A 26,060-nucleotide genomic window follows, 5' to 3' on the forward strand; every position below is an offset into this window, starting at 1 on the left:
GCCTCTAACCCTTCGTCGGTATCCAGGGGTTGAAAAGCTTCACGCCGGTGCCTTCAAAATCCTTGGTGTTGCGGGTCACGACTGTCAAGTTTTTGACGAGCGCGGTAGCGGCTATGAGGGCGTCGCGCTCCGGCTTTGGATCGGGAACGTGGAGGTTTGCGCAACGCACGACAACAGCCGTGTCTATGCTCAATATCCGGTCGTCAAACTGTGGAATGAGTGTCTGATCCAACCACTCACGGTACATGGTGGCCTGGCGAGTATCCTTCCTCGACAAGAGCAATGTTCCGATTTCGAGTTCCAGGATCGAAATGACCGACATGAAAAAGCTGGCGATGTCGTGGGTCTCTGACCAGGCCAAAACGTTGCGATCGGCCTTGTCCCGACGACGCAGATTCGAAACGACATTGGTGTCAAGAATGAACATCAGTCGAGTTCGGGAATCTTGAAAAACGGTCCTTCCAGGCGAGGTGGTTCCCAGTCGAAATCTGCTTCGGGGCGATCATCGGCAATCGCGTCCGCGAGGCTTCTCGGCTTCTTCTCTAAACGCTGATATTCCTCCATCGACATCAGCACATGGGAGGGCTTGCCGCGGTCGGTAATGATGACCGGCCCGTTCTTGGCTGCCCGTTTGGCATGCGCCGTGTCCTGGTTGAATTCACGGCTCGACATGATGGTTATCGTCTTCGTCGAGATATTCATATCAACACCTCCATCCGGAAGATGTAGACATATTGCTACATTCGGCCAAGCTCGTCAAATTTCTCTTCGTGCGGAACGCCCGCGACAATCTGCCCTTGTGGCCTCAGCCCGCTGGACAAAAACGGGCTTCACGCATAAACCGAAATCCAAATGCCGGAGGAATTCGCTAGCTTGTTCGCCATGCGCTGTCGGGCCGGCGCGATGGAGCGGGGACAAAGCTCGGCCGCCGGCTCGGAAGAGGCGAAAGGATCAGGCACCCGTGAGCGCAACCGACACCCAGGATCCCAACCGTCGTGATTTTCTCTACGTCGCCACCGGCATGGCCGCAGTGGTTGGCGCAGGCGCCGTTGCCTGGCCCTTCATCGACCAGATGCGCCCCGATGCCTCGACGCTGGCGCTGGCCTCGGTCGAGGTCGACGTCGCCTCGCTGACGCCTGGCATGTCGCTGATCGTCAAATGGCGCGGCAAGCCGGTCGTGGTGCGCAACCGCACCGAGCAGGAGATGAAGGACGGCGAGGCCGTGAACCTTGCCGACCTCAAGGATCCTATTGCCCGCAACGCCAATCTGCCCGCCGATGCGCCGGCGACCGACGCCAACCGCACCACGCCCGGCAAGGAAGCCTGGATGGTGATGGTGCAGGTCTGCACGCATCTGGGGTGCATTCCGCTTGGCCAGGAAGGCGATTTCGGCGGCTGGTTCTGCCCGTGCCACGGTTCGGTGTACGATACCGCCGGCCGCATCCGCAAAGGCCCGGCGCCGGAAAACATGGCCGTGCCGGTATTCAAGTTCATTTCCGATACCAAAATCCTTATCGGTTGAGGCAGGGGATAATTCGATGAGCGAGGGACACTCGACCTATACGCCCAAGACCGGTATCGAACGCTGGTTCGACGCCCGCATGCCGCTGCCGCGCATGGTCTATGACAGCTTCATCGCCTATCCGGTGCCGCGCAACCTTAACTATGCGTGGACCTTCGGCGGCATCCTCACGATCATGCTGGTGGCGCAGATCCTGACCGGTATCGTGCTGGCCATGCACTATACCGCCGACACCAACCTCGCCTTCAATTCGGTCGAGAAGATCATGCGCGACGTCAATTCGGGCTGGCTGTTGCGCTACATGCATTCCAACGGCGCCTCGTTCTTCTTCGTCGCCGTCTACATCCACATCTTCCGCGGGCTTTATTACGGCTCCTACAAGGCGCCGCGCGAGCTGCTGTGGATCCTCGGCTGCATCATCTATCTGCTGATGATGGCGACCGGCTTCATGGGCTATGTGCTGCCTTGGGGTCAGATGAGCTTCTGGGGCGCCACCGTCATCACCGGCTTCTTCAGCGCCATTCCGCTGGTCGGCAACTGGATCCAGGAACTGCTGCTCGGCGGTTTCGCCGTCGACAACCCGACGCTCAACCGCTTCTTTGCGCTGCACTATTTGCTGCCGTTCATGATCGCCGGCGTCGTCGTGCTGCACGTCTGGGCGCTGCACGTGGTCGGCCAGTCGAACCCGACCGGCATCGAGGTGAAATCGAAGACCGACACCGTTGCCTTTACGCCCTATGCGACCATCAAGGATGCATTCGGCATGATCGTGTTCCTGTTCTTCTTCGCCTATTTCGTCTTCTACCTGCCGAACTTTCTCGGCCATCCGGACAATTACACGATCGCCAACCCGCTGAAGACGCCGGCCCACATCGTGCCGGAATGGTACTTCCTGCCGTTCTACGCGATCCTGCGCGCGATCACCTTCAACATCGGGCCGATCAACTCCAAGCTCGGTGGCGTGCTGTGCATGTTCGGCGCCATCGTCATGCTGTTCCTGGTGCCGTGGCTCGACACCTCCAAGGTGCGCTCGGCGGTCTACCGGCCCTGGTACAAGCTGTTCTTCTGGCTGTTCGTCGCAGACGCTGTCCTGCTTGGCTGGCTTGGCTCGCAGCCGGCGGAAGGCGGCGGTCTGTTGACCCTCCTGATAGGTGAGGTCTCGGGCAACTACGTTGGCTACGCTCAAGCGGCGACACTGTTCTACTTCGCCTTCTTCCTCGTCATCCTGCCGGTGCTTGGCCTGATCGAGACGCCACGCAGACTGCCGAATTCGATCACCGAGGCGGTGCTGGAGAAGAACAAGGGTGCCGGAGGGGGACATCCGGCCGGTGCGACCGCGGCGCCGGAAACCAAAGGCTGAGTGAGAATCTAAGGGGATTTGGCATGAAAAAGATTCTCACCTCGCTCGCCCTGCTAGGCGTGTTTGCCGCTGGCATCGGAGCCGTCGGCAGTGTGGCGATCGCCGCTGAAGAGGCGCACAACGCGGCGGCACCGACGCATTTCCCGATCCACGAGCCGAAGGAGATGGACTGGACTTTTGCCGGTCCGTTCGGCACCTACGACAAGGCGCAGCTGCAGCGTGGCTTGAAGGTCTACAAGGAAGTCTGCTCGGCCTGCCACTCGATGAATCTGGTGGCGTTCCGCACGCTGGAGGACCTCGGCTATTCGGAAGCGCAGATCAAGTCGCTGTCGGCCGAGTACACCATCCATGATGGACCCAACGATGCCGGCGACATGTTCGACCGGCCGGGCAAGCCGTCAGACCATTTCCCGGCGCCGTTCGCCAATGAAGAGGCGGCTGCCGCTTCCAACGGCGGCGCTGCCCCACCGGATATGTCGCTGCTGGCCAAGGCGCGCGGCGTCGAGCGCGGCTTCCCGCGCTTCGTCTTCGACATCTTCACGCAATATGCGCAGGGCGGCCCGGACTACATCCATTCGCTGCTGACCGGCTACGACGAGACGCCACCTGCCGGCATGGTGATCCCCGAAGGCACCCACTACAATCCATACTTCATGTCCGGCGTGTCGCTGAAGATGCCCAAGCCGCTGTCCGACGGCCAGGTCACCTATGATGACGGTTCGCCGCAGACGATCGACCAGTATTCGCGCGACGTCTCGGCGTTCCTGATGTGGGCGGCCGAGCCGCATATGGAAGACCGCAAGAAGACCGGCTTCCGCGTGCTGGTGTTTCTGCTTCTGTTCGGGGCGCTGATGTATCTGACCAAGCGCAAGGTGTGGGAAGGCGTGGCGCACTAAGCCGCATCTTATTCCTCGGAAATGGAAAGGGCGTCTTCGGACGCCCTTTTTGCTTGCCAAACCGGACATGGTTCGCATCTTGGCGCAGCAGCCGTCCAGTAAGAAGTCCGTTGGCACGCCGCCATGCGATTGGTATTGCACGCGCGCCCGGCGGATCGCCGGCTAAAGGGGCATTTGGGATCGATGATGCGGCTACGCGACTGTCACAACTTTTCCGATTTCCGGCGCATGGCCCAGCAGCGGTTGCCGGGGCCAATCTTCAACTACATCGATGGCGCGGCCGACGATGAGGTCACCTACCGCCGCAACACCGAGAGCTTCGAGCGCTGCGACCTCGTTCCCAACGTGCTGCGCGGGGTAAGCGAGATCGACATGTCGGTGACGGTGATGGGCCAGAAGCTGGCCATGCCCGTCTATTGCTCGCCGACCGCCTTGCAGCGGCTGTTCCATCATCAAGGCGAGCGCGCGGTGGCCAAGGCTTCGGCCAAATTCGGCACGATGTTCGGCGTGTCCTCGCTCGGCACTGTCAGTCTTGAGGAAGCGCGCAAGATCAGCAGCAGCCCGCAGGTCTACCAGTTCTATTTCCACCGGGATCGCGGCCTCAACCGGGCGATGATGCAGCGGGCGAAAGCGGTTGGAGTCGAAGTGATGATGCTGACCGTCGACAGCATCACCGGAGGCAACCGCGAGCGCGACAAGCGCACCGGCTTTGCCATCCCCTTCAAGCTCAACCTTGCCGGCATGCTGCAGTTCGCGCTGAAGCCGGGCTGGGCGATCAACTATTTCACCCATGAGGGGTTCAAGCTGCCGCAGCTCGACGAGCATGTCGACATGGGCGGCGGCACGATGTCGATCAGCCGCTACTTCACCGAGATGCTCGATCCGTCGATGACCTGGGACGATGTTGCCGAGATGGTCAGACTGTGGGGAGGTCCGTTCTGTCTCAAGGGCGTCATGTCGGTGGAGGATGCCAAGCGCGCCGTCGAGATCGGCTGCAGCGGCATTGTGCTGTCCAACCATGGCGGCCGGCAGCTGGACGGCTCGCGGGCGGCGTTCGACCAACTGGCCGAGATCGTCGATGCCGTCGGCGACAGAATAGACGTCATCATGGATGGCGGCGTGCAGCGCGGCACCCATGTGCTGAAGGCGCTGTCGCTCGGCGCCAAGGCTGTTGGCGTCGGCCGCTACTATCTGTTCCCCTTGGCGGCGGCCGGACAGCCGGGCGTCGAGCGGGCGCTGGAGCAGATGCGGATCGAGATCGAGCGCGGCATGAAGCTGATGGGCTGCAGTTCGATCGAACAATTGTCGCGCAACAACCTCCGTTTCAGGTAATCTCGACCCATGAAATCCTCGCTCGAAGACACGCTGCTCGCCGCGATCCGCACCATTCCGGACTACCCCAAGCCCGGCATCCTGTTTCGCGACATCACCACTTTGCTCGGCAATGCGCGCGCCTTCCGCCGCGCCATCGACGAGCTGGTGCATCCCTATGCCGGCCAGAAGATCGACAAGATCGCCGGCATCGAGGCACGCGGCTTCATCCTCGGCGGTGCGGTCGCGCACCAGCTTTCGGCCGGTTTCGTGCCGATCCGCAAGAAGGGCAAATTGCCTTACGAGACGGTGCGCGTCGCCTACAGCCTGGAGTACGGGCTCGACGAGATGGAGATGCACAAGGACGGCGTTGCGCCGGGCGAGAAGGTGATCCTGGTTGACGACCTGATCGCGACCGGCGGCACGGCGGAGGCGGCGGTCAAGCTGCTAAGGCAGATCGGCGCCGACATCCTTGCCTCGTGCTTCGTCATCGACCTGCCGGATCTCGGCGGACGGGCGAAGCTCGAAGCGCTGGGCGTGCCGGTGCGGACGTTGATCGGGTTTGAGGGGCATTAGNTAGGGAGTAGGGAGTAGGGAGTAGGGAGTAGGGAGTAGGGAGTAGGGAGTAGGGAGTAGGGAGTAGGGAGGGAAGCTCCGCATTCCGTGCAAGGAGCAGCACCCACTGCTGCCTAATCCCTACTGCCTTAAACCTACCCCCTACCCAGCCTTCACCAGCACCGCGCTGTCGAACTCCAGCACCTTGTCGCCCGTAGAATCGAATCCTTCCGAGCGCAGCGCGAGCAGGCGCCAGCCGGGGCGGGTGGCAAGCGGGCGGTGGGACAGGGCCGTGCGCATGAAGGTGACGGTTTCTCCGGCATAGACCGGCTTTGGCCATTTCAGGTTCCTGAAGCCGGGGGAGGGGCCGAATTCTGGTACCGGGCCGGGTCCGGTCCATTGAGAAGCGTCCATAGGATTTTTGAGATTGAGCTTCATCCAGGTGGCCGCGGTGTGCCAGCCTGAGGCGCAGAGGCGGCCGAACACGCTTTTCTTCGCCGCCTCCTCGTCGACATGAAAGACCTGTGGATCGTATTTGCAGGCGAACGCCTTGATCGCCTCGGTTTCGAATGTGTGCGAACCGAGGTTGATGGTTTCGCCGATGCGGAAGAACGCGTCGAGGCTCATGCGCCGGCCTCGCGGGTCAAGAACATGACAGTGTTCTCAAGTTCGAAGACGCTTTCACCGCGCTGGTTGAACAGTTCGCTGCGCAAGGTGACGAGGCCGAGCTGAGGCCTGGATTTCGACAGGCGCCTGGCAAGCACGCTGGTGCTGCCGGCCAGTGTGTCGCCGGCCAGCACCGGCTTCTTCCATTTGACCTGGTCGATGCCGGGCGCGCCTTGCGCGGTCGAGTCGAGCAGGAAGGCGTCGCACAGCATGCGCATGAAGATCGCGCAGGTGTGCCAGCCGGAGGCGGCCAAGCCGCCAAGGATGCTGGCCTTGCCGGCGGCTTCGTCGAGATGCATCGGCTGCGGGTCGAATTCGGTGGCGAATTCGATGATTTCGGCCGCACTCACCTGCTTGGCGCCGAGGTCGATCGATGCGCCCTCGGTGAAATCCTCGTAGGCCCAGCTTTTCGCGGTCATGATCCCAATCCGGTTGTACGATCACCGGGCATCCGGATGCCGTCCGGGCGGCGTTTGGTCAAGCGAATTCTATTGGGCCTAAAGCGCCTCGCGTTTGAACGGATTCAGGCGACGCGCTTTAGGTTTTTGTTTTTATGCATGTCGTTCTCTCAAAACCGGGGCCACTTTTGAGCGACATGCATTAGAGCCAGCCGCGGCGGCGGAAATACCAGAAGGGCAGGATTGCCGACAGGATCATCAGGCCGATGGCGAAGGGATAGCCGAGCTCCCATTTCAGCTCCGGGATGACGTCGAAATTCATGCCGTAGATCGAAGCCACCAGCGTCGGCGGCAGGAAGATGACGGCGGCGACCGAGAAGATCTTGATTATGGCGTTCTGCTCGATCGAGATCATGCCGAGCGTCGCGTCGAGCAGGAACGAGATCTTCTGCGACAGGAAGGTGGCGTGGTCGGCGAGCGACAGCACGTCGCGCGATACTGTCTTGATGCGGGCGCGGACGTCCTTGCTCATCTTGATCTGGGTCGCGACATGGGCAAGGAAGCCGGTGAGGCGCTGCAGCGAGATCAGGCTGTCGCGGATCGAGGAGGCAATGTCCTCCTTGCGGCCGATGGCCTTGAGCAGTTCCTGGAAGTCGCGATTGCGCTTGTTCACCTTGGTCGACCGCGCTTCGAAGATATCGCGCGAGATCGTCTCGATGTCACGGCCGGCGCGTTCGAGAATATCGGCTAGGCGATCGACGATCGCCTCCAGCAGGCCGATCAGGATGGTGTTGCCGGTGGTGCAGCCTGTCGCCACCTTCTCGGCGCGCAGGGGAAAGGTCTTGAACGCCTTCGGCTCATGATAGCGGATGGTGACCAGTCTCGGGCCGGCAAGCACAAAGGTAACCGGTGACATCAAGGGATCATCGATTTCGGTCTGCGCCGGCAAGGTGGCGGTCATGAAGTAGGCGCCGTCCTCGATGTAGAGGCGGCTCGAAATCTCGATCTCCTCCATCTCCTCGCGCGTCGGGATGGCAACGCCGAGCCAGGTCTCGATCGCTGTTTCTTCTTCCTTGGTCGGGTTGAGAAGGTCGGCCCAGACGACCTGATCGCCATTGGCCACGAGATCGTCGGCGAGGCGCAGGCGATCATTGTCGACGACGAAGGCCTTGATCATCGCCGGTCTCCGTTGGTTGAGCCCAAGGTTTCGTTTAATAGCGATGGGTCTTGCACGCGCCGCCGTTCCCACGGGGACGGCCAAGTCGCATGCAAACGGCCATAGACCCGGTGCCAAGGGCAGTCAAGCGAAGCGGCATGCCGGCTCCTCCACTTGACGAAGCCGTGATCGGTCGCCGTCAGCGCGCCAGCCGCGGCGCCTCAGGTGTTGAACTTGAACAGCAGGACATCGCCATCCTGGACGACATATTCCTTGCCTTCGTCGCGCGCCTTGCCGGCTTCCTTGGCCGCCACTTCGCCGCCCAGCGTGACGTAGTCGTTATAGGCGATGGTCTGGGCGCGGATGAAGCCGCGCTCGAAATCGGTGTGGATGACGCCGGCCGCCTGCGGGGCCTTGTCGCCCTTGTGGATCGTCCAGGCGCGCGTCTCCTTCGGCCCGGCGGTGAAATAGGTAATGAGATGCAACAGATCGTAGCCGGCGCGGATGACCTTGTTGAGGCCAGGTTCGTCGAGGCCGAGCGAGGACAGGAACTCCATCTCTTCCTCGTCGGAGAGCTGGGCGACTTCGGCCTCGATCGCGGCTGAGATCACCACGGTGCCGGCGCCCTGCGCGGCCGCCATCTTTTCCACAGCCCTGGTGTGCTCGTTGCCGGTGGCGGCGTCGGCTTCGGCGACGTTGCATACATAGAGCACGGGGTGCGAGGTCAAGAGGTTCAGTCCCTGCAGGATGCGCAGGTCTTCCGCTGAAATGCCCTTGAGCAGGATGCGGGTCGGCTTGCCGGTCTGGAGGAGCTCGAGTGCTGCCTCCATCATCGGCAGCACGGTGGTTGCTTCCTTGTCCTTGCTGCCGGCGCGCTTGCGGATCTGCACGATGCGGCGCTCGAGGCTGTCGAGGTCGGCGAGCATCAGCTCGGTCTCGACTGTATCGGCGTCGGCGACAGGGTCGATCTTGCCCTCGACATGGGTGATGTCGTCATCCTCGAAGCAGCGCAGCACGTGGACGATGGCGTCGACCTCGCGGATGTTGGCGAGGAACTGGTTGCCCAGCCCTTCGCCCTTGGAGGCGCCGCGCACCAGGCCGGCAATGTCGACGAAGGAGATGCGGGTCGGGATGATCTCTTTCGACTTGGCGATCGCGGCGATCTTCTGCAGCCGCGGGTCAGGCACTGCCACCTCGCCGGTGTTCGGTTCGATGGTGCAGAACGGATAGTTGGCGGCCTGCGCCGCCGCCGTCCTGGTCAACGCGTTGAAAAGCGTCGACTTGCCGACGTTGGGCAAGCCAACGATACCGCATTTGAAACCCATGTTCGTCCGGTCCTATCGGGAAACTAGAAATTTGATGAGGGCTATGGGCGATAGGGGTAAGGAACGTCAAGCCCTGCGGTCCCGATCCTATCGAAGCTCAGTCCTTCTTGCCGAACAGCTTCTTCAACATCGCCGCCATCGGGCCGCTTTCCGGCAGCTTGGCTGGCGCCTGCTGCGGTCGGGCCTGGCGGATGTGGCTCTGGGCTTTCGGGCTCTGCGTGTTCGGCGCCTTGGGCGGCGGGCGGTCGTCGTCGCTGGTCGGCACGAGCTTGTCGCGAAGCGCCAGCGTGATGCGGTTCATGAAGGAACTGTCTTCGCCCTTGGCCAGCAGTCCGGCATCGTCGGCGATGGTGTCGAGCAGCACGTCCAGCCACCCGCGGTCGGCCTTGGCGAAGTCGCCTAGGACATGGCCGTGCACCATTTCCGGGACACCGGGGTGGCCGACGCCGATGCGCACGCGGCGAAAATTCTTGCCGACATGCTGGTCGAGCGAGCGGATGCCGTTGTGGCCGCCGGCGCCGCCACCGACCTTGACCCGCAATTTGCCGGCGGGCAGGTCGATCTCGTCATAGAAGACGGTCAGCGCCTCGGGGCCGAGCTTGTAGAAGCGCAAGGCTTCGCCGACCGCCTGTCCCGACAGGTTCATGAAGGTCTGCGGCTTGATCAGCAGAATCTTCTCGCCGGCAATCGTGCCTTCGGCGATCAGGCCCTGGAACTTCTTCGACCAGGGCGAAAACGAATGGCGGCGGGCAATTGCGTCCGCCGCCATGAAGCCGACATTGTGCCGGTTATCAGCGTATTTCGCGCCCGGATTGCCGAGGCCTGCAAAAACAAGCATCGTCTGCTCCGGGCTCGAAAATTACTTCTCTTCGGCAGCAGGGGCCGCCGCTTCGGGGGCTGCCGCTTCCACCGTCTCTTCCGTCTCCGGCTTCATCGCCGAGGAGCCGGCAATGGTCGCGATGGTGAAGTCGCGGTCGGAGATCACCGGCTTGACGCCGGCCGGCAAGGTAACCGCCGAGATGTGGATCGAATCGCCAATGTCGGCGCCGGTGAGATCGACGGTGATGAATTCCGGGATCGCATTGGCCGGGCAGTGGAACTCGACTTCGTGACGCACGATGTTGAGCACGCCGCCGCGCTTGATGCCGGGCGACTTGTCTTCATTGATGAAGTGGACAGGCACGTCGACGTTGACCTCGGTGTCCTTGCCGATGCGCAGGAAGTCGACATGGACCGGGAAATCCTTGACCGGGTCGAGCTGGAAATCCTTGGGCAGAACCTGGATTTTCTTGCCGTCGACATCGATCGTGGCGATCGTGGTCAAAAACCCGCCGCCATGGATCTTGTAGAAGACGTCCTTGTAGTTCAGCGCAATCGCCAGGGGAGGCTGTCTGTCGCCGTAGATAACTGCAGGCACTTTACCGTTGCGGCGAACTGCACGGGCGGACCCCTTACCGACCTGTTCGCGCGCTTCGGCCTTGAGCTCGTAAGTATCGTGGCTCATGGCATTTCCTTTCGCGTTTATGGAGCGTTTGCGGTGGCAGTGTGCCTGGACCGTAAACGTCGAAAGCCGCCAGGCCTGGATGTCCGAATGCCAGAAACCGCATACGCGGAGCTTTGTTCGGGATCACAAGGGAAGGCAGCCTTCCGCCGCGTTGCCTCCAAGGGTGTCTACGCGGGTGGCGGCTCTATAGCGGAAGGCGGGCAGGCGTGCAAGCCATGGCGGGCAAGGGCGGCCGATGCCTGCGTTGGGCGCGCCGCATTGCGCTCAGGCCGGCAGGTCGGTGGGCGGATTTGATCCGTTTCCCTTGGCGCCACCGAGCGTGGACAGAGCGCTCAGCAGTTTCGTCCGGTCCTTGCCGATCATGAGCACGCCGCTGTCGGGCGCCAGCAGCGCCGAGAACGGCAGCATGGCGGCGCCGATCGAGGACGCTTCGGGGCCGAATTGCCCCGGCACGATCTCCGGCGCCACGATGCCGATGGCGCTGGCCTGGTTGAACTGGGTCTGCACCCTTGCCAGCAGTTCGAGATGGATCGGCCTGGGCAGGATCGAGTCGAGAACGATGGCCTCGATATCGATGATGGAGGTGATGGCGATGATCGCCTCGACCAGCGCGCTCGCGCAATCGTCGATCCATTCGAACAAGGGCGCGCGCGCCTCGGGCGGCAACGGATCGAGCTCTCGCACGCGGTTGATCACCACGCCGCGCGACCTCAGGTGATTGACCAGCACATAGATCGAGGCGCGATGCAGCAGGCTCTGGTAGCGCGCCGGTTTGGCCGCGACCGAATCGAGGCTCGAGGGCGAGACCGGCAAGGGCCCGAGTGCTGCGGTGTTGCCATGCGGGCCGGTATGGACCCTGCCGCCTTGCACCAGGCCGCCGCCGACGAAGGTGTCGATCGAGATGTGCATGAAATCGCGGAAGCGGGCGCCGGCGCCCTGGACAAGTTCGGCCAGCGCCGCCGACGTGGCGTCGTTTTCCACGAACACCGGCGTCTTTGCCGGCGTGGCAAAGCATGTCGTCAGGTCGATCGCTTCCCAGCGGCTGCCGAGATCGTCGGGAAAGCCGAGTTCCTCGCTCCAGCCGCCGAGGAAATAGGGGGAGGCAATGCCGACGCCGACGATGCTTGCATCGCCAAGTCCGTCGACGAGTTTCTCGAACGTGGCCAGCGCCATGTTGCCGGCCTTCAGCACCAGATCAGGATCGGGGAAGCGGTATTCGTGCGACTCTCTTGCGCGGATTTCACCGGCGAAGTCGACCAGAACGGCTTCCAGCGCACGCCGGCCGATCTTGATGCCGACGCTGTAGATGCGTTCTGGTGTCAGCCGGTAAAGCGTGGAGGGCGATCCGCGTTGCCCGAACCTTTTCCCCACTTGCTTTACGAAACCGGAGGATTCGAGGCCGTCGACGATGGCAGCGACCGCCGCCGGCGTCAGGCTTGCCGCGCGCGCCAGATCGGACTTGGACGCTTCCTTGAGGCGGCGGATGGCGTCGAGCACGAAACGCTCATTATAGTGCCGAACTTTGACAGAATTGCTGCCTCTCCCTGACAAAACCCGCACTCCCCAAATGTCCCGTTCCCGGCGCGAAGCCCGCAAACCACCTGCGGCCGAGCGCACCCTGCGGTGCCTATGTTGGCGGCGACAGTGCGCGTCGGAACCATGGAAGTCAATTTTGCCGTTGCGCCTTTGCGCTATTTAATATAGCAAATTGAAAAAATAACTAGGCAGGGAGGAGACGTGCTGCACTCGGGCACACAAAGCGAAGCCGACGCTGCGGTGGTGCGGGCTGTTCCCATTGCCCTGATTCAGGCGACGAAGGCTTTCGGCGGCACGATTGCGCTCAAGGACGCCTCCTTCGAATTGCGCTCCGGCGAGGTGCTGGCGCTGCTTGGCGAAAACGGCGCCGGCAAGAGCACCTGCGTGAAGCTTCTGGCCGGCGTGCATTCCCCCACCAGCGGTCACGTCGAGGTCGACGGCAAGCCAGCAGCTTTCCATTCGCCGCACGACGCGCAGGCGGCCGGCATTGCGGTCATGCACCAGCATCCTGGCCTGTTTCCCGATCTTTCGGTGGCGGAAAACATCTATCTCGGCCACATGCCGCGCGACCGCTTCGGCGGCATCGACAATGCCGCCATGCTGGCCGGCGCGCGCAAGGTGCTGGCGACCGTCGGCCTCGACGTGCCGGCGGCAACGCGGCTGGGAACACTGCGCACCTCAGAACAGCAACTGGTCGAGATTGCCCGGGCGCTATCGCTGGATGCGCGCGTGCTGATCATGGACGAGCCCACGGCCGCATTGTCGCAACGCGAGGTCGAGCGGCTGTTTTCCGTCGTTGCCGATCTCAGGCTGCACGGCGTGGCGATGATGTTCGTCGGCCACCGCATGGATGAAATCTTCCGCATCGCCGACATCATCGCCGTGCTGCGTGACGGGCGCCTGATCGGCGTCAAGCCGAAGGCCGAGCTTGGCCGCGCTGCCGCCATCAGCATGATGGTCGGGCGTGAAGTCACCGACCTCTATCCCGAACGGCGCCATGCCTCAGGCGCGCTGGTGCTGGAGGCGAAGGGACTTTCGCGCGCCGGCGGGTTTGCCGATATCGACCTCAAGCTTCACGCCGGCGAGGTGCTGGGGCTTGGCGGCCTGGTCGGCAGCGGGCGGACCGAGATTGCACGCGTCCTGTTTGGCATCGACCGGCCCGACACCGGCGAAATCCTGATCGACGGCAAGCCCGTGCATTTCGCCTCTGCGCGCGACGCCATGGACGCGCGCATTGCCTATGTCTCGGAAGACCGCATGGGCCAGAGCCTGGTGATGGATTTCTCCATCCTCGACAATGCGGTGCTGCCGGTCCTCGACAAGGCCGCGCCTCGCGGTCTCTACGGCACCGACCGCGCCATCGGTCTGGTGGCGGACTGGCTGAAGCGCATGAAGCTGCGCTTTTCCGGTTACGGACAGCCGGTCAAGGAATTGTCGGGTGGGAACCAGCAGAAGGTGGTGCTGGCCAAGTGGCTGCGCACCGAGCCGCGCGTGCTCATCCTCGACGAGCCGACGCAAGGCATCGATGTCGGCACCAAGGCGGAAGTGCATGCAATGATCGCGGACCTTGCCGCGCAAGGCATGGCGATCCTTTTGATCTCGTCAGAGATGCCCGAGCTGATCGGCATGTGCGACCGCATTGTCGTGCTGCGCGAAGGCCGCCAGACTGCCGAGTTTTCGCGCGGGCAAGCCACGCAGGAAAAAGTACTGGAAGCGGCGACCAGGACCGATGAACGCGCCGGCCAGGCAGCGCAGATAGAACGCGCCGCCCGGGAGGAAAAGGCAAAAGGACCGTTCGATTTTCTGAAGCGGCGGGAGTTCGGGCTGCTCGCCGCGATGCTCGCCGTCGCCATCCCGGTTACCATCATCAACCCGCGCATGGTGAGCGCGGCGAACCTCACCGCTGTGTCGATGGACGCGGCCTTGCTGATTGTCGCCGCACTGGCGCAGATGCTGGTGCTGATCACCCGCAACATCGACCTGTCGATCGCAGCTGTGATCGGCCTCTCCGCCTATATGGCGGCCAGCATGGTTCAGGCCTATCCCGGATTGGACATCGGCATCGGCCTGATCACCGCCTGCGCGGTCGGCGGCTTTGCCGGACTGCTCAACGGCCTTGTCGTTACCAGGGGAAAGATCCCGGCCATCGTCGTTACGCTGGCTTCGATGTCGATCTTCCGCGGTTTCAACTCGATCTGGGCGGCGGGCGACCAGGTCAGCGCCGACGAAGTCACGCAAGCCTGGCTCGACATGACCGGGCTGAAGATCGCAGGCGTGCCGCTGATCGTCATCATCGCTATTGTCATCCTGTGCGCCGGCTATGTGCTGCTCTATCGCACCGCAACCGGGCGCGAGCTGTTTGCCACCGGTTCCAACCCGGACGGCGCAAGGCTGATCGGCATTCCGGTCGACAAGCGCATCCTGCTGGCCTTCGGCATGGCCGGCCTGCTAGGCGGCCTGTGCGGCGCCCTGTGGGCTTCGCGCTACGCCACCATCGATGCCCGCGTCGCGCTCGGCTTCGAACTCACGGTGATCGCCTCTGCGGTGGTCGGCGGCGTCGCCATCCGCGGCGGCTCGGGCACGCTGCTCGGCATCATCCTTGGCGCGCTCACGCTCTTGGTCATCAAGAACGGGCTGACGCTGGTGCGCGTCGATCCGCTCTGGCTGCAGGGCGTCTATGGCCTGGTGATCCTGGTTGCCATCGGCATCGACACCTTCATCGTGCGGCGCGCCGAACAGGCGAGACAGGCGAGGGCGAGATGAGAAAGTTTATCCGCTCGATCGACTTCTGGGATCTGCTACTGGCGACCGCCTGCCTCGCCGTCTTTATCTATGCGGCGGTGTTCGTGCCGAATTTCGTCTCCGGCTTCAACCTCTCGCAATTGGCCGCAAGCGCCTCGGAAAAGGCGTTGCTGATCCTGCCGATGACGCTGCTCATCATCACCCGCGAGATCGACCTGTCGATCGCCTCGGTGCTGGCGCTGACATCCGTGGTGTTTGGCCTGCTCGTCCAGGGCGGCGTGCCGACGCTGGCGGCCATTCCGCTGACGCTGGTCTTCGGCGGCCTGCTCGGCGCCTTCAATGGCTATCTGGTTTCAGGGCTGGGGCTGCAGTCGCTGGTGGTGACGCTCGGCACCATGGCGCTCTATCGGGGCATTGGCTACATCCTGCTCGGCACCGGTTCGGTCAACATATTGCCGCCGGCGGTCGTCGATTTCGGCATCAGCAATCTGCCGGGCACACAAATCCCGTGGACCATCGTGCCGTTCCTGCTGCTGGCGCCGATCTTCGCGGTGGTGCTGCAGAAGACGCCGACCGGCAAGCGCATCTATGCGCTCGGCGGCAGCCCCGAAGTGGCGCGTTATTCCGGCATCGATACGCGCAAGATGGTGCTGAAGCTGTTCGTCGTTTCGGGCATGGTCGCAGCCATCGCCGGCATCGTCTATACCGCGCGCCTCTCCAACGCCCGCGCCAACAATGCGCTCGGCATGGAGCTCGATGTCATCACCATCGTGCTGCTCGGCGGCGTCAGCGTCTTCGGTGGTAAGGGGCGGCTCACGGGGGTCATGCTGGCGCTGCTGTTGATCGCCATCATCCGAAATGTGCTGGCGCTCAACCAGATCGGCGGCGACGCTCAAGGCATGATCATCGGCCTGCTTCTGATCGGCTCGCTGCTGGTCGGCAATTACTGGCGCTCCCTGGAGGAGCGGCTGTCAAGATCGCGCGTCCTGCGCGAAACCAAGGGGTGATCTCGGGCCCCTTTCTTCAAGCCCGAATTCTGACGGAGGAGACACAATGAAAGCGTTTAGAATAGCCCTGCTCGCATCCGCGGTTCTGCTTGCGCCGGCCTCGCTGGCCTACAGCCAGGAATGCGCCAAGGAACCGGTGACCGTCGGCTTCCTGCCCAAGCTCGACACCGATCCCTACTTCAAGGTGGCTTTCGGCGGCGCCGAGGAGGCTGCGAAGGAAATTGGCGGCACCGCCACCCAGGTTGCCCCTTCGCAAGCGACGGCCGAGGCACAGATCGAATTCATCAACAGCCTTGTGTCGCAGAAGGTCGGGGTCATCGCTATCGCCGGCAACGACGCCAATGCGGTTGCGCCTGCGCTGAAGCGCGCCGTTCAGCAAGGCGTCCGGGTGATCTCGTACGATTCCGACGTCGCGGCCGATGCGCGCGCGGTGTTCGTGAACCAGGTGAAGGGCGACAGTCTGGCCGAAATGATGCTGGAAAGCGCATTCAACCTCAGCGGCGGCGAAGGTGAGTTCGCCATCCTGTCGTCGACGCCGACGGCGACCAACCAGAACGCCTGGATCGACTTCATGAAGGCGAAGATGGCGGCAGAGCCGAAATACGCCAAGATGAAACTGGTGCAGGTCGCCTATGGCGAGGAGAGCGAGCAGGTCAACCAGCAGCAGGCCTTGGCGCTGGTGCAGGCGTTTCCGGATCTCAAGGTGATCATCGTGCCGGCAGGCATTGGCCTTCCGGCGGCCGCGCGCGCACTCGAGGAAGCCGGCATGATCGGCAAGGTCAAGCTGACCGGCCTTGCGCCGGCCACTTTGATTTCGAAATACATCAAGGATGGCTCTGCCCAGGATATCTGGTGGAATGTCACCGATCTCGGCTACCTGACCTATCAGGCGGCCCAGGCGCTGGCGCAGTGCAAGATCACCGGCAAGGAAGGTGAGAAGTTCACGGCGGGCAGGCTCGGCGAATACACGATCGGGGCCAGCGGCGAACTGATCCTTGGCCCGGCCAAGATCGTGACGCCGGAAAACCTGGCCGAGTTTAAGTTCTAAGCCTCCCAAGGCCCGGCGGGCGCCGGTTCAAGCCGGCGCCCGCTCGTTCAATTGTCAGTCGAAAAGCGTGAGGGCGACGATGAAACTCTTGCTGGCAGGCGAGACCTTCGCGGCGACGACCTCGGTCGCCGCCGGCGGCGATGTGCTGACGAGTGCGACGTGGGTAAACGGCGCGACGGCCTTCAATGCCGCACTTGCCGCAGAGGGCATAGCGGTGACGCAGATCGGTGGCGATCGCTGCGCGGCCGAATTTCCGTATGACCTCGACGCGCTGGCCGAATACCAGGCGGTGGTGATCTCCGATGTCGGCGCGCTGACCTTGCTGGTCACGCCGGAGGCCCGCGCCGGGCGCATCGGCGTCAACCGCCTCGACGTCCTCAAGGCCTATGTCGAAGGCGGTGGCGGGCTGATGCTGGCCGGCGGCTATATGGGGTTCCAGGGCATGTTCGGCACGGCGCGTTTCCACGACACCCCGGTCGAGGACATCCTGCCCGTGCGCTGCCTGCCATTCTCGGACGGGCTGGAAGTGCCGCAAGGCCTGCAGCCGTCGATCCTTCAGGCGTCGCATCCAATCCTTGCCGGTGTCGCGGGCCCGTTGCCGCCGATCCTCGGCATGAACAAACTCGATTTCAGGCGCGATGGCTCGTCCCAGCTGCTGGCGACCTGCCATTATCGTGGCACGGACTGGCCGCTGCTTGCTGCTCGCAGCGTTGGCCACGGCCGCACTGTCGCCTGGGCGACGGATATCGGCCCGCACTGGCTGTCGCAGGACTTTCTCGGCTGGCCGCTCTACGGCAAGCTGATGGGCAACGTCGTGCGCTGGCTGGCCGGCAAGGATTAAGCCTGGCGTGTTTGTAGGGCAGCTAGTCCGGCTTGCTGCTCAACGCTTCGCGCAGCGCCTGGATCCGCCGATTCAAGGCATCGAGATCAGCCATCGTCATGCCCGAGCGTTCGATCAGGGTTTCGTTGAGGCAGTTGCACTGGACGAGCAGCGCGCGGCCGGCAGGCGTCAGGTCGACCTGCACTTGGCGCTCGTCCGTCTGGCTGCGCTGGCGGGTGACGAGACCGGCCTGTTCCATGCGCTTCACCAGCGGTGTGATGGTGCTCGATTCCAAAGCGAGCCTGTGCGCAATCGAGCCGACCGACATCCCGCCGGCTTCGGCAAGTGCGTTCAGCACGAGATATTGCGGATAGGTGATGCCCATCTCGTCCAGCATGGGCTTGTAGGTGCGATTGATTGCCATGCTGGTGGCGTAAAGCGTGAAGCAGAGCTGGTTGTCCAACGGGAGAGGCACGAAGCATTCCTTTGCCGACTGAGCACATCAATATGTACCACGAAAAATGATATCGCGATACATATTTTCTGTAGACAAGGATTTGGACCTGCGCTAGTCGTATGGTTATCGCGATATTGATTATCGCGGAAGCAATCAATGGAGAGCGAGATGACCAAGCCCGGCAGCAGCACGATCACCACCAAGGACGGCACCGAAATTTTCTACAAGGATTGGGGAACGGGACAACCCATCGTCTTCCATCACGGCTGGCCGCTGAGCAGCGACGACTGGGACGCCCAGATGCTGTTCTTCCTGTCCAAGGGCTATCGCGTCATTGCCCATGACCGGCGCGGCCATGGCCGCTCCACCCAGACCGATACCGGCAACGAGATGGACACCTACGCCGCTGATGTCGCGGAGCTTGCGGCGCATCTCGACCTCAAGGACGCGATCCATGTCGGCCATTCCACCGGTGGCGGCGAAGTGGCCCGCTATGTCGCGAAGTACGGTTCCGGTGGCCGTGTCGCCAAGGCCGCACTGCTCGGCGCGGTGCCGCCGATCATGCTGAAGACGGCGGCCAATCCGGGTGGCCTGCCGATCGAGGTGTTCGATGGTTTCCGCTCCGCCCAGGCAGCCAACCGCGCCCAGTTTTTCCACGATATTGCGGCCGGCCCGTTCTACGGCTTCAACCGCCCCGGCGCCCAGGTATCGCAGGCTGTCGTCGAGAATTGGTGGCGCCAGGGCATGATGGGCGGCACCAAGGCGCATTATGATTGCATCAAGGCGTTCTCGGAAACCGACTTCACCGACGATCTGAAGGCCATCGACGTGCCGGTGCTGGTCATGCATGGCGACGACGACCAGATCGTTCCGATCACCGACTCCGCGCTGCTGGCTGTCAAGTTCCTCAAAAAGGGCGAGCTCAAGGTCTACAAGGGTTTTCCGCACGGCATGGCGACCACCCACGCCGATGTGATCAACGCCGACCTGCTGGCGTTCTTCAAGGCGTAGAATCGTTCAGTTGAATAGACATCGTCCAGTTGGATAGGCAAGGCACCCGCCGCCGGGCGGGTGCATTTGCTTTCGTCGAAATGTCAGCGGGACAGTGCCTATTTATCGAGAAAACCAGTGATCAGTTTGACGGTGTCGTCGGGGTTTTCCTCCATGATCCAGTGTCCGGAAGCGGGCACGATGCCGCCCGTGACATCGGTCGCAACAAGCCGCAGGAGATCGGCCTGCGTAGTGCCAGCGGATTTTTCACCGCCGACAGCCAGTACCGGCATGGTCAGTTTGCCGCCGGCGGCAAGCATCGCCTGGTTGTCGATCGCGTCCTGGTCAAACGCCTTGAACTGCTCGAAGGCGTCATGCATCGCATGCGAGCGGGCATAGAGTTTGGCGTAGTGCCTGCGCGTCGCCTCGTCGATCTTCTTGGGGTGAGCCGACAACTCGTTGTAGAAGCGGTCGAGATAGATGCGCTCGCGCCCCGCGACCAGCCGCTCCATATCAGGGCCGCGGAAGTTGAAGTGCCAAAGCAGCGGGCTTTGCTTGATCTTTTCCCAGTCGCCTATGCCGGGCAGCGGCGCGTCGATGATAACCCATTTGGTGATGCGCTTGGGATACTGAGCGGCGAGCGCATAGCCGACCATGTTGCCGATGTCGTGGGTGACGAGATCTGCCTTGTCGATCTTCAGGGCATCCAACACGCCGGCGATGTCGACGGCCTGGTTCTTCTTGGCGTAGCCCGCTTCCGGGTGGGCCGACAGACCCATGCCGCGCAGGTCCGGCACGATGACGGTGTGGTCCTTTGCGAGGGCGATGGCCGCGGCGCCCCACATGTCTCCGGTATCGGCAAAGCCGTGCAGCAGCACGACGGCGGGACCCTTGCCGCCAACGCGCACATAGAGTTTGGTGCCGTTGGTTTCGACGGACTGCGTCTTGAAACCCGGCGGAAAGGGAACGATGCGTGCCGTCGCCGGCAAGGTAACAAGAAGCACACCCAATACGGCCAATACGATCTTGCGCATGTCATCCCCCAGAGACGTCGAAGGCCCCAAGCCTTCGTTGATGACTATCTCTAGCAGGCTTTTCAACCAGCGCATGGTGAAAGAATCACAGAGGGCGCAGCAATGCCGCGCCCTGCGTCAAATCCGCAAAATCGACCGGTTTTATCTGGCCGCCGCTTGCGCCTTCCTGGCTTCCTTCATGTTGGGCAGGAACACCGTCAGCAGGCCGAGCAGCGGCAGATACGAGCAGATCTGGAAGACGAAATCGATGCCCTTCATGTCGGCGACGACGCCGAGCACGGCGGCTGCAATGCCGCCCATGCCGAAGGCGAAGCCGAAGAAGATCCCGGCGATGGTGCCGACACGTCCCGGTACCAACTCCTGCGCAAACACGACGATGTTGGAGAAGGCCGAGGACAGGATCAGGCCGATCAGCACCGTCAGCACCATCGTCCATTCGAAATTGGCGTAGGGCAGCGCCAGCGTGAACGGCAGCACGCCGACGATCGAGAACCAGATCATCGCCTTCTGGCCGTAGCGGTCGCCGAACGGTCCGCCGAGCAGGATGCCCAGCGCCGAGGCGCCGAGGAACAGGAACAGCATGACCTGGCTCATCTGCACCGACACGCCGAACTTATGGATGGAATAAAAGGTGTAGTAGCTGGAGAGCGAGGCGATGTAGGCGTTCTTGGTCAGCACCAGCAGCGTCAGCACCGCCAGCGCTCCCATCACCTTCTTGCGCGGGAAGGGGGAGACGAAGCTTGCCGCCTTGCGATTGCCCTGCGCGGCGCGCATCCGGCTGTACCAGCCGCCGACCCGCGACAAAACGATGATGCCGATCAGAGACCCGACGGCGAACCATGAAATGCTGGTCTGGCCGAAGGGCACAACGATGAAGGCAGCGAGCAGCGGCCCCATCGACTGGCCGAAATTGCCGCCGACCTGGAACAAAGATTGCGCCAGGCCAAAGCGGCCGCCGGAGGCAAAGCGGGCAATGCGCGAGGATTCCGGATGGAAGATCGCCGAGCCGATGCCGATCAGCGAGGCGCCGACCAGAAGCAGCGCATAGTGGCCGGCATAGGCCAGAACGATCAGGCCAATCAGCGAGGACGCCATGCCGTAGGGCAGCGAATAGGGCATTGGCCGCTTGTCGGTGATCATGCCGATGACCGGCTGCAGCAGCGACGCCGTGACCTGGAAGGTGAAGGTCAGAAGACCGATCTGCCAGAAATCGAGACCGTAATTCTCTTTCAGCAGCGGATAGATCGCCGGCAGCAGCGATTGCATGATGTCGTTGATGCCGTGGCAAAAGCTCACCGCCAGAATGACGGTGAAGGCGGTCGCCTGGGCTGAAGGGAGGCTGGCGCTTGGCTGCGGTGCAATGCTGGTGGCTGTCGTATCGGTCAAGGCAGGCTCCGAGGTCTTTTTGGCGGGTGTTTGCCCGCGGGCAGGCTTGGCGGCCGCTCCCGCGGACCGCCTTAAGGACGCTCGTCTGAAGCGCTTGGGCGACGCCCCTGCGGAGCGCCTTGGGGATGGCTGCCTTATAAGCCGCTTGCGAGGCGACTTCTTTCGTGGTTTGGTCCAATAGTTTCGCAAGTGGGCCATAGCCGATGCCACATGGCAGGGACATCTTCCGCGCCGGCAATGCCGATCTCGGCCGATTGCACGAAAGCCGCTGGCAGTGGCTGGAGGAGGTTTCCGGGCCGGCGGTGGCTTTGCCGACCGAATATCCCGACGGTTACCTCGTGCCGCAACACCGCCACAGCCGCAGCCAGCTGCTGCATGCGCTGGTCGGTGTCGTGCTGGTGACGACCAGGTACGGGCGCTGGATGGTGCCGCCCGACCACGCAATGTGGATACCGGCCGGCACCGAGCATTCTGTCGAAATGCTGGGCGATGTCTCGATGCGCTCGGTCTATGTCATGCCGGGCGCTATCCCCGGCCTGCCGGAAGGTCTGCGCGTCGTCGGCATCACCGAGCTGATGCACAGCCTGATCGTCGAATCGGAAAAGCTGCCGCAAGGCGGCGAACTGGAAGGCCGCGGCGGGCTGATCATGAACCTGTTGCTGCACGAGATCCCGACCTTGCCGGAACGGCCGCTCGGGCTGCCGTTCCCGTCCGACCCGAAGCTGGCGGCGCTCTGCCGACGCTTTGTCGCGGCACCTTCGCCGCACGCCACGATCGACGAGTGGGCGGATGCCGCAGGCATGAGCCGCCGTTCGTTCACCCGCGCCTTCCAGCGCCAGACCGGACTGTCCTTGTCGACTTGGCGCCAGCAGGCCTGCCTGTTTGCGGCCCTGCCCAGGCTCGCCGATGGCGAGCCGATCACCAGGGTGGCGCTCGACCTCGGTTATGACAGCGTGCCGGCATTCATAACCATGTTCAAGCGCATGCTCGGCGCCTCGCCGCGCGGCTATATGCGCGGCGCCCGCGACGAAGGCATTCGGCGGGCTCAGCCTCGACTTGAGGCCCCGGCGCCGTAGCGCCAGGAAAAGCCCGCAGTACTTTGCCGTAGGCCCTAGTCCAGCTGAACGCCGCTGGCCTTGACGATCGGTTCCCATTTGGCGAGTTCGGCCTTCACATGCACTCCAAGCTCTTCCGGGGTGGAGGCCACGATCGAGGCGCTGAACTGGGCCATGCGGGCGATCACATCAGGGTCTTTCAGGGCTTCAACTGCCGCCTTCTGAAGAACGGCGACGACCTCCGGCGGCGTGCCTGCGGGCGCGAACAGAGCGTTCCAGCTGTAGGTTTCATAGCCGGGAATGGTTTCGGCAATGGCCGGTATGTCGGGGAAGGAGGGAACGCGCTCCTTGGTGGTGACGCCAAGCGCTCTCAGCGTCCCGCTCTTGATATGGCCCGATGAAGAGGGGAGGTTGTCGAACATCATCGGCACCTGATTGCCGATAACGTCGTTCAAGGCCGGTCCGGCGCCCTTGTAGGGAATGTGCTGCATACTGACGCCGGCCATCGTCTTGAAAAGCTCGCCGGAGAGATGCAGCGGGGTGCCATTGCCTGATGAGGCGTAGGCATATTTGTCCGGGTCCTTCTTCAGCATCTCGATCAGTTCCTTGACGTCCTTGGCGGGGAATTCAGGGTTTACGACCAGGACGTTTGGCACCAGCACGAGCAACGATATCGGCGCAAAATCCTTCTCCGCGTCGTAGGGCTTTGTCTTCAGGATCAGCGGGTTGAGCGCGTGGGTTGCGACCGTGCCCATCAGGATCGTGTAGCCGTCCGGTTCGGCTCGGGCGACCTGGGCAGCGCCGATGCTGCCCCCGGCGCCGCCGACATTTTCGACGACAATCTGCTGGCCCAGCTTTTCGGACATCTTGTTGGCGACTAGGCGCGCGACCAGATCCGTCGAGCCACCGGCGGAAAAGGGGACAACCATGGTGATGGTCCGGTCCGGAAAATCGGCGGCCCAGGCCGCCGGTACTGAAAGGGTGGCTGCGATGGAAACCGCGAGCCCGAGCAAAGTCCTACGCCGCATCTGCTACTCCTCCGTTGATTGGAGGGGCAGTATGGCCATGGTGAACTCCTCGCACAATGCAACCATGGACTGACTGCCCGCCTCAGGAGATCGGGCTTGACACCGATGCTTCGGTTGGCGTGCGCGAGAACGCCTCACCCCTCAGTTCAATCAGCCTTGGTCCAGCTGAAAACAAGCCATTTGTATCGTGACGTCTCTTCAGGCTCGGCCGTGTAGGTCATCTGCATGTCGCCGCCCTCGGTGTAGATGTCGAGCCTGGGTGCCGTGTCCAGTTCGAGCCACACGGAATCGTTCTTGAACGACCATGTCCCGCACCAGACGCAAGGCCCCGATGCCGGGTCACCCGGTTGGTGAAAATTGTAGCGGCCGTCCGCCGTGATCTCCAGATAGTCGAAGGCGCCATAAAAGGCGGTCACAGTCTGCTGAAATTCGGTCGCAGCCGCTTCCTGGTCGGGCTTCGCCGGCTCTTTCAGATCACGTGGTGGCCGGATTGCCGACCCTGCGATGCTCCATTTGCCGATGAAATCCTTTTCGGTGGGAAGATATTCCGTCTGCGCCTGCGCGGTCGAAACCGGAGCGATTGTCGGCGCATAGGCCGCGCTGGCGATGCCGATTGCGAGAAGCATTCCTGCGATGCCTGCAGCCTTGATTCGATTGCGCATCAGCTGCGCTCCTTTCACGACGGTTTGGGGCAGATTCCAAAAAGGAGATTACCCCCGAGCCAGGCCCGTGGGCACGCTTTTGGGCAACATGGATTAATCGAACAGGCTCGACACGGACTCTTCGGTCGCTGTGCGCGAAATCGCCTCGCCAATCAGGTCGGCGATGGAGATGACGCGGATATTCGGGGCGTCGAGCACGCCTTGCGTCGGCTGGATGGAATCGGTGATCACCAGTTCCTGCAGCTTCGAGCCGCTGATCCGGGCGACCGCACCGCCCGATAGCACGCCGTGGGTGATATAGGCGGTGACGCTGGTAGCGCCGTTGGCGAGCAGCGCATCGGCGGCATTGCACAGCGTGCCGCCGGAATCGACGATGTCGTCGATCAGCAGGCAATCCTTGCCGGCGACCGCGCCGATGATGTTCATCACTTCGGATTCACCGGGACGTTCGCGGCGCTTGTCGACGATGGCCAGTTGTGCGTCGAAGCGTTTGGCGAGCGCGCGGGCGCGCACCACGCCGCCGATGTCGGGCGAGACGACCACGACATTGGCAAGCTGTTTGTATTTTGCCTTCACGTCACGGGCCATCACCGGCACCGAGAACAGATTGTCGGTAGGAATGTCGAAAAAACCCTGGATCTGGCCAGCATGGAGGTCGAGCGTCAAGACGCGGTCGACGCCGGCGCGGGTGATCATGTTGGCGACCAGCTTGGCCGAGATCGGTGTGCGGCCCGAGGCCCGGCGATCCTGCCTGGCGTAACCGAAATAGGGGATGACCGCGGTGATGCGCTTGGCCGAGGAGCGCATGAAGGCATCGATCATGATGAGCAGTTCCATCAGATGATCGTTGGTCGGGAACGAGGTCGACTGCAGGATGAAGACATCCTCGCCGCGCACGTTTTCCTGGATTTCGACGAAGATTTCCTGATCGGCGAAGCGTCTGACGCTGGCCTTGCCCAGCGGGACATTGAGATAGCGGGCGACCGCTTCGGCCAGCACCCGGTTGGAATTGCCCGCGAAAAGCTTCATGCACCGTTCCTGGCGAAGGATGGGGAGGTCCTCTTAATCGGGCTTGTAGCGAGCCGTGCCGGTATTGCAAGCCTCGTTGACGGGAATCCGCCGGCTAATCTCAAAAACGTCAACAGTGAACGGAAGCCGGTAACAGGCGGATCAGCCGGCGCTGCCGCCGAGCCAGGCCGCGAACTGGTCGATCGTCTGGTCGGCGATCGCCTGCATGGTAGCGGGTGCAACCGCGGGCCAGCCTTCGGCGGCATTGACCGAGGGCGCCTTCTGCTGGCCATTGATGCGGTGTAGCCGGTTGCCAGCGGGGTCATAGACGTCCCAGACATAGATAACGGTGGTATCCTTGCCTTCCGTCATGGTCGAGAAGTAGCCCTTCAGCACATGGGTGGCGGCCTGGTCGGCGCTGCCGGCAAGGGTGATGCCGCGCTGCTTGGCGCGTGTCTGCAGTTCGGCCGTCAGCGGCGTTGCCGCTTCCACGGAGGCGCCGACGATCGGCGCGATCTGCAGCCGGGTCTTCGACAAAGCGGCGGCGCTCTGCGCGGGGTTGGCGGGTGTCGTGGCGCCGACGGCCGGCGCTGG

General features: G+C 62.7%; 27 protein-coding genes. 11 read left to right on the top strand and 16 right to left on the bottom strand.

The window, feature by feature from the left end:
- Positions 1-4 precede the first annotated feature (4 nt).
- Entirely contained in the window at positions 5-427 is a 423-nt protein-coding gene (locus tag X726_RS154435) for a type II toxin-antitoxin system VapC family toxin (RefSeq protein WP_023670025.1), read from the bottom strand.
- Positions 427-702 (bottom strand): type II toxin-antitoxin system Phd/YefM family antitoxin, encoded by a 276-nt coding sequence (locus X726_RS154430; protein ID WP_023701566.1) that lies wholly within the window; start codon positions 700-702, stop codon positions 427-429. Before X726_RS154430 ends, X726_RS154435 begins: the two co-directional genes overlap by 1 nt.
- A gap of 259 nt (positions 703-961) precedes the next feature.
- On the opposite strand from X726_RS154430, the gene petA reads away from it, so the two are divergent.
- The 5 genes from petA to X726_RS154405 all read left to right on the top strand — a co-directional run bounded on the left by petA (position 962) and on the right by X726_RS154405 (position 5,665).
- A complete protein-coding gene (petA, locus tag X726_RS154425; protein ID WP_023670027.1) occupies positions 962-1,522 on the top strand; it encodes a ubiquinol-cytochrome c reductase iron-sulfur subunit in 561 nt (186 codons plus the stop codon).
- A gap of 16 nt (positions 1,523-1,538) precedes the next feature.
- Positions 1,539-2,882 (top strand): cytochrome b N-terminal domain-containing protein, encoded by a 1,344-nt coding sequence (locus X726_RS154420; RefSeq protein WP_023670028.1) that lies wholly within the window; start codon positions 1,539-1,541, stop codon positions 2,880-2,882.
- Between the two features lie 23 nt (positions 2,883-2,905).
- Positions 2,906-3,778, top strand: a complete 873-nt coding sequence (locus X726_RS154415; RefSeq protein ID WP_023670029.1) for a cytochrome c1 — start codon at positions 2,906-2,908, stop codon at positions 3,776-3,778.
- 186 nt (positions 3,779-3,964) lie between these two features.
- Entirely contained in the window at positions 3,965-5,110 is a 1,146-nt protein-coding gene (locus X726_RS154410; RefSeq protein WP_023670030.1) for an alpha-hydroxy acid oxidase, read from the top strand.
- A 9-nt stretch (positions 5,111-5,119) separates the two neighbouring features.
- Entirely contained in the window at positions 5,120-5,665 is a 546-nt protein-coding gene (locus X726_RS154405; protein ID WP_023670031.1) for an adenine phosphoribosyltransferase, read from the top strand.
- Between the two features lie 141 nt (positions 5,666-5,806).
- Here X726_RS154405 and X726_RS154400 read toward each other — a convergent pair whose 3' ends face one another.
- The 7 genes from X726_RS154400 to X726_RS154370 form a co-directional block, all read right to left on the bottom strand.
- Positions 5,807-6,271 (bottom strand): MaoC family dehydratase, encoded by a 465-nt coding sequence (locus tag X726_RS154400; RefSeq protein ID WP_023670032.1) that lies wholly within the window; start codon positions 6,269-6,271, stop codon positions 5,807-5,809.
- A complete protein-coding gene (locus X726_RS154395) occupies positions 6,268-6,729 on the bottom strand; it encodes a MaoC family dehydratase (protein ID WP_023670033.1) in 462 nt (153 codons plus the stop codon). Before X726_RS154395 ends, X726_RS154400 begins: the two co-directional genes overlap by 4 nt.
- Positions 6,730-6,910: 181 nt before the next feature.
- Entirely contained in the window at positions 6,911-7,885 is a 975-nt protein-coding gene (corA, locus tag X726_RS154390) for a magnesium/cobalt transporter CorA (protein ID WP_023670034.1), read from the bottom strand.
- A gap of 200 nt (positions 7,886-8,085) precedes the next feature.
- A complete protein-coding gene (gene ychF, locus X726_RS154385) occupies positions 8,086-9,189 on the bottom strand; it encodes a redox-regulated ATPase YchF (RefSeq protein ID WP_023670035.1) in 1,104 nt (367 codons plus the stop codon).
- A 97-nt stretch (positions 9,190-9,286) separates the two neighbouring features.
- Entirely contained in the window at positions 9,287-10,027 is a 741-nt protein-coding gene (pth, locus tag X726_RS154380; RefSeq protein ID WP_023670036.1) for an aminoacyl-tRNA hydrolase, read from the bottom strand.
- 21 nt (positions 10,028-10,048) lie between these two features.
- On the bottom strand, positions 10,049-10,693 hold the full coding sequence (locus tag X726_RS154375) for a 50S ribosomal protein L25/general stress protein Ctc (protein ID WP_023670037.1): 645 nt from the start codon (positions 10,691-10,693) through the stop codon (positions 10,049-10,051).
- Positions 10,694-10,957: 264 nt separating this feature from the next.
- On the bottom strand, positions 10,958-12,190 hold the full coding sequence (locus X726_RS154370) for an ROK family transcriptional regulator (RefSeq protein WP_245272109.1): 1,233 nt from the start codon (positions 12,188-12,190) through the stop codon (positions 10,958-10,960).
- Positions 12,191-12,430: 240 nt separating this feature from the next.
- Here X726_RS154370 and X726_RS1000000168915 point away from each other — a divergent pair, with 240 nt between their 5' ends.
- From X726_RS1000000168915 to X726_RS154355, 4 genes are all read left to right on the top strand, one after another.
- Positions 12,431-14,992 (top strand): ATP-binding cassette domain-containing protein, encoded by a 2,562-nt coding sequence (locus tag X726_RS1000000168915; RefSeq protein WP_084630736.1) that lies wholly within the window; start codon positions 12,431-12,433, stop codon positions 14,990-14,992.
- The gene (locus tag X726_RS154365; RefSeq protein ID WP_023670040.1) at positions 14,989-15,978 is read left to right on the top strand and encodes an ABC transporter permease; all 990 of its coding nucleotides are present in this window, start codon (positions 14,989-14,991) and stop codon (positions 15,976-15,978) included. Before X726_RS1000000168915 ends, X726_RS154365 begins: the two co-directional genes overlap by 4 nt.
- Positions 15,979-16,024: 46 nt before the next feature.
- The gene (locus X726_RS154360; protein ID WP_031203833.1) at positions 16,025-17,026 is read left to right on the top strand and encodes a rhamnose ABC transporter substrate-binding protein; all 1,002 of its coding nucleotides are present in this window, start codon (positions 16,025-16,027) and stop codon (positions 17,024-17,026) included.
- A 79-nt stretch (positions 17,027-17,105) separates the two neighbouring features.
- Positions 17,106-17,867: a glutamine amidotransferase gene (locus X726_RS154355; protein ID WP_023670042.1), complete on the top strand. Its 762-nt coding sequence runs from the start codon at positions 17,106-17,108 to the stop codon at positions 17,865-17,867.
- Positions 17,868-17,889: 22 nt separating this feature from the next.
- Here X726_RS154355 and X726_RS154350 read toward each other — a convergent pair whose 3' ends face one another.
- Positions 17,890-18,321: a MarR family transcriptional regulator gene (locus tag X726_RS154350; protein ID WP_023670043.1), complete on the bottom strand. Its 432-nt coding sequence runs from the start codon at positions 18,319-18,321 to the stop codon at positions 17,890-17,892.
- A gap of 150 nt (positions 18,322-18,471) precedes the next feature.
- Between X726_RS154350 and X726_RS154345 the strand changes: the two genes are divergently transcribed.
- Positions 18,472-19,314, top strand: coding sequence for an alpha/beta hydrolase (locus X726_RS154345; protein WP_156940647.1), 843 nt, complete (start codon positions 18,472-18,474; stop codon positions 19,312-19,314).
- 98 nt (positions 19,315-19,412) lie between these two features.
- On the opposite strand, the gene X726_RS154340 is transcribed toward X726_RS154345, so the two are convergent.
- Both X726_RS154340 and X726_RS154335 read right to left on the bottom strand, forming a co-directional pair.
- Positions 19,413-20,327: an alpha/beta hydrolase gene (locus tag X726_RS154340; RefSeq protein ID WP_023670045.1), complete on the bottom strand. Its 915-nt coding sequence runs from the start codon at positions 20,325-20,327 to the stop codon at positions 19,413-19,415.
- Between the two features lie 141 nt (positions 20,328-20,468).
- The gene (locus tag X726_RS154335; RefSeq protein WP_023670046.1) at positions 20,469-21,713 is read right to left on the bottom strand and encodes an MFS transporter; all 1,245 of its coding nucleotides are present in this window, start codon (positions 21,711-21,713) and stop codon (positions 20,469-20,471) included.
- 203 nt (positions 21,714-21,916) lie between these two features.
- On the opposite strand from X726_RS154335, the gene X726_RS154330 reads away from it, so the two are divergent.
- Positions 21,917-22,789: a helix-turn-helix transcriptional regulator gene (locus tag X726_RS154330; RefSeq protein WP_023670047.1), complete on the top strand. Its 873-nt coding sequence runs from the start codon at positions 21,917-21,919 to the stop codon at positions 22,787-22,789.
- A gap of 35 nt (positions 22,790-22,824) precedes the next feature.
- Here the strand turns inward: X726_RS154330 and X726_RS154325 are convergent, their stop codons facing one another.
- From X726_RS154325 to X726_RS154310, 4 genes are all read right to left on the bottom strand, one after another.
- Entirely contained in the window at positions 22,825-23,796 is a 972-nt protein-coding gene (locus X726_RS154325) for a tripartite tricarboxylate transporter substrate binding protein (protein WP_023670048.1), read from the bottom strand.
- Positions 23,797-23,942: 146 nt separating this feature from the next.
- Entirely contained in the window at positions 23,943-24,458 is a 516-nt protein-coding gene (locus tag X726_RS154320) for a hypothetical protein (RefSeq protein WP_023670049.1), read from the bottom strand.
- A gap of 93 nt (positions 24,459-24,551) precedes the next feature.
- Positions 24,552-25,487 carry a ribose-phosphate pyrophosphokinase gene (locus X726_RS154315; RefSeq protein ID WP_023670050.1) on the bottom strand — a complete coding sequence of 312 codons (936 nt, stop codon included), beginning with the start codon at positions 25,485-25,487 and terminating at the stop codon, positions 24,552-24,554.
- A gap of 141 nt (positions 25,488-25,628) precedes the next feature.
- Positions 25,629-26,060: hypothetical protein (locus X726_RS154310; protein WP_023670051.1), on the bottom strand; the 432-nt coding region annotated here is incomplete at its 5' end.

The organism is Mesorhizobium sp. LSJC285A00 (assembly GCF_000503155.1).
Classification (GTDB): domain Bacteria; phylum Pseudomonadota; class Alphaproteobacteria; order Rhizobiales; family Rhizobiaceae; genus Mesorhizobium.

What these genes read in the sequence shown, in the direction of transcription:
- X726_RS154435 (WP_023670025.1), bottom strand. Translation starts at nt 427, where the DNA reads ATGTTCATTCTTGACACCAATGTCGTTTCGAATCTGCGTCGTCGGGAC.
- X726_RS154430 (WP_023701566.1), bottom strand. Translation starts at nt 702, where the DNA reads ATGAATATCTCGACGAAGACGATAACCATCATGTCGAGCCGTGAATTC.
- X726_RS154420 (WP_023670028.1), top strand. Translation starts at nt 1,539, where the DNA reads ATGAGCGAGGGACACTCGACCTATACGCCCAAGACCGGTATCGAACGC.
- X726_RS154415 (WP_023670029.1), top strand. Translation starts at nt 2,906, where the DNA reads ATGAAAAAGATTCTCACCTCGCTCGCCCTGCTAGGCGTGTTTGCCGCT.
- X726_RS154410 (WP_023670030.1), top strand. Translation starts at nt 3,965, where the DNA reads ATGCGGCTACGCGACTGTCACAACTTTTCCGATTTCCGGCGCATGGCC.
- X726_RS154405 (WP_023670031.1), top strand. Translation starts at nt 5,120, where the DNA reads ATGAAATCCTCGCTCGAAGACACGCTGCTCGCCGCGATCCGCACCATT.
- X726_RS154400 (WP_023670032.1), bottom strand. Translation starts at nt 6,271, where the DNA reads ATGAGCCTCGACGCGTTCTTCCGCATCGGCGAAACCATCAACCTCGGT.
- X726_RS154395 (WP_023670033.1), bottom strand. Translation starts at nt 6,729, where the DNA reads ATGACCGCGAAAAGCTGGGCCTACGAGGATTTCACCGAGGGCGCATCG.
- corA (WP_023670034.1), bottom strand. Translation starts at nt 7,885, where the DNA reads ATGATCAAGGCCTTCGTCGTCGACAATGATCGCCTGCGCCTCGCCGAC.
- ychF (WP_023670035.1), bottom strand. Translation starts at nt 9,189, where the DNA reads ATGGGTTTCAAATGCGGTATCGTTGGCTTGCCCAACGTCGGCAAGTCG.
- pth (WP_023670036.1), bottom strand. Translation starts at nt 10,027, where the DNA reads ATGCTTGTTTTTGCAGGCCTCGGCAATCCGGGCGCGAAATACGCTGAT.
- X726_RS154375 (WP_023670037.1), bottom strand. Translation starts at nt 10,693, where the DNA reads ATGAGCCACGATACTTACGAGCTCAAGGCCGAAGCGCGCGAACAGGTC.
- X726_RS154365 (WP_023670040.1), top strand. Translation starts at nt 14,989, where the DNA reads ATGAGAAAGTTTATCCGCTCGATCGACTTCTGGGATCTGCTACTGGCG.
- X726_RS154360 (WP_031203833.1), top strand. Translation starts at nt 16,025, where the DNA reads ATGAAAGCGTTTAGAATAGCCCTGCTCGCATCCGCGGTTCTGCTTGCG.
- X726_RS154355 (WP_023670042.1), top strand. Translation starts at nt 17,106, where the DNA reads ATGAAACTCTTGCTGGCAGGCGAGACCTTCGCGGCGACGACCTCGGTC.
- X726_RS154345 (WP_156940647.1), top strand. Translation starts at nt 18,472, where the DNA reads ATGACCAAGCCCGGCAGCAGCACGATCACCACCAAGGACGGCACCGAA.
- X726_RS154340 (WP_023670045.1), bottom strand. Translation starts at nt 20,327, where the DNA reads ATGCGCAAGATCGTATTGGCCGTATTGGGTGTGCTTCTTGTTACCTTG.
- X726_RS154330 (WP_023670047.1), top strand. Translation starts at nt 21,917, where the DNA reads ATGCCACATGGCAGGGACATCTTCCGCGCCGGCAATGCCGATCTCGGC.
- X726_RS154325 (WP_023670048.1), bottom strand. Translation starts at nt 23,796, where the DNA reads ATGCGGCGTAGGACTTTGCTCGGGCTCGCGGTTTCCATCGCAGCCACC.
- X726_RS154320 (WP_023670049.1), bottom strand. Translation starts at nt 24,458, where the DNA reads ATGCGCAATCGAATCAAGGCTGCAGGCATCGCAGGAATGCTTCTCGCA.
- X726_RS154315 (WP_023670050.1), bottom strand. Translation starts at nt 25,487, where the DNA reads ATGAAGCTTTTCGCGGGCAATTCCAACCGGGTGCTGGCCGAAGCGGTC.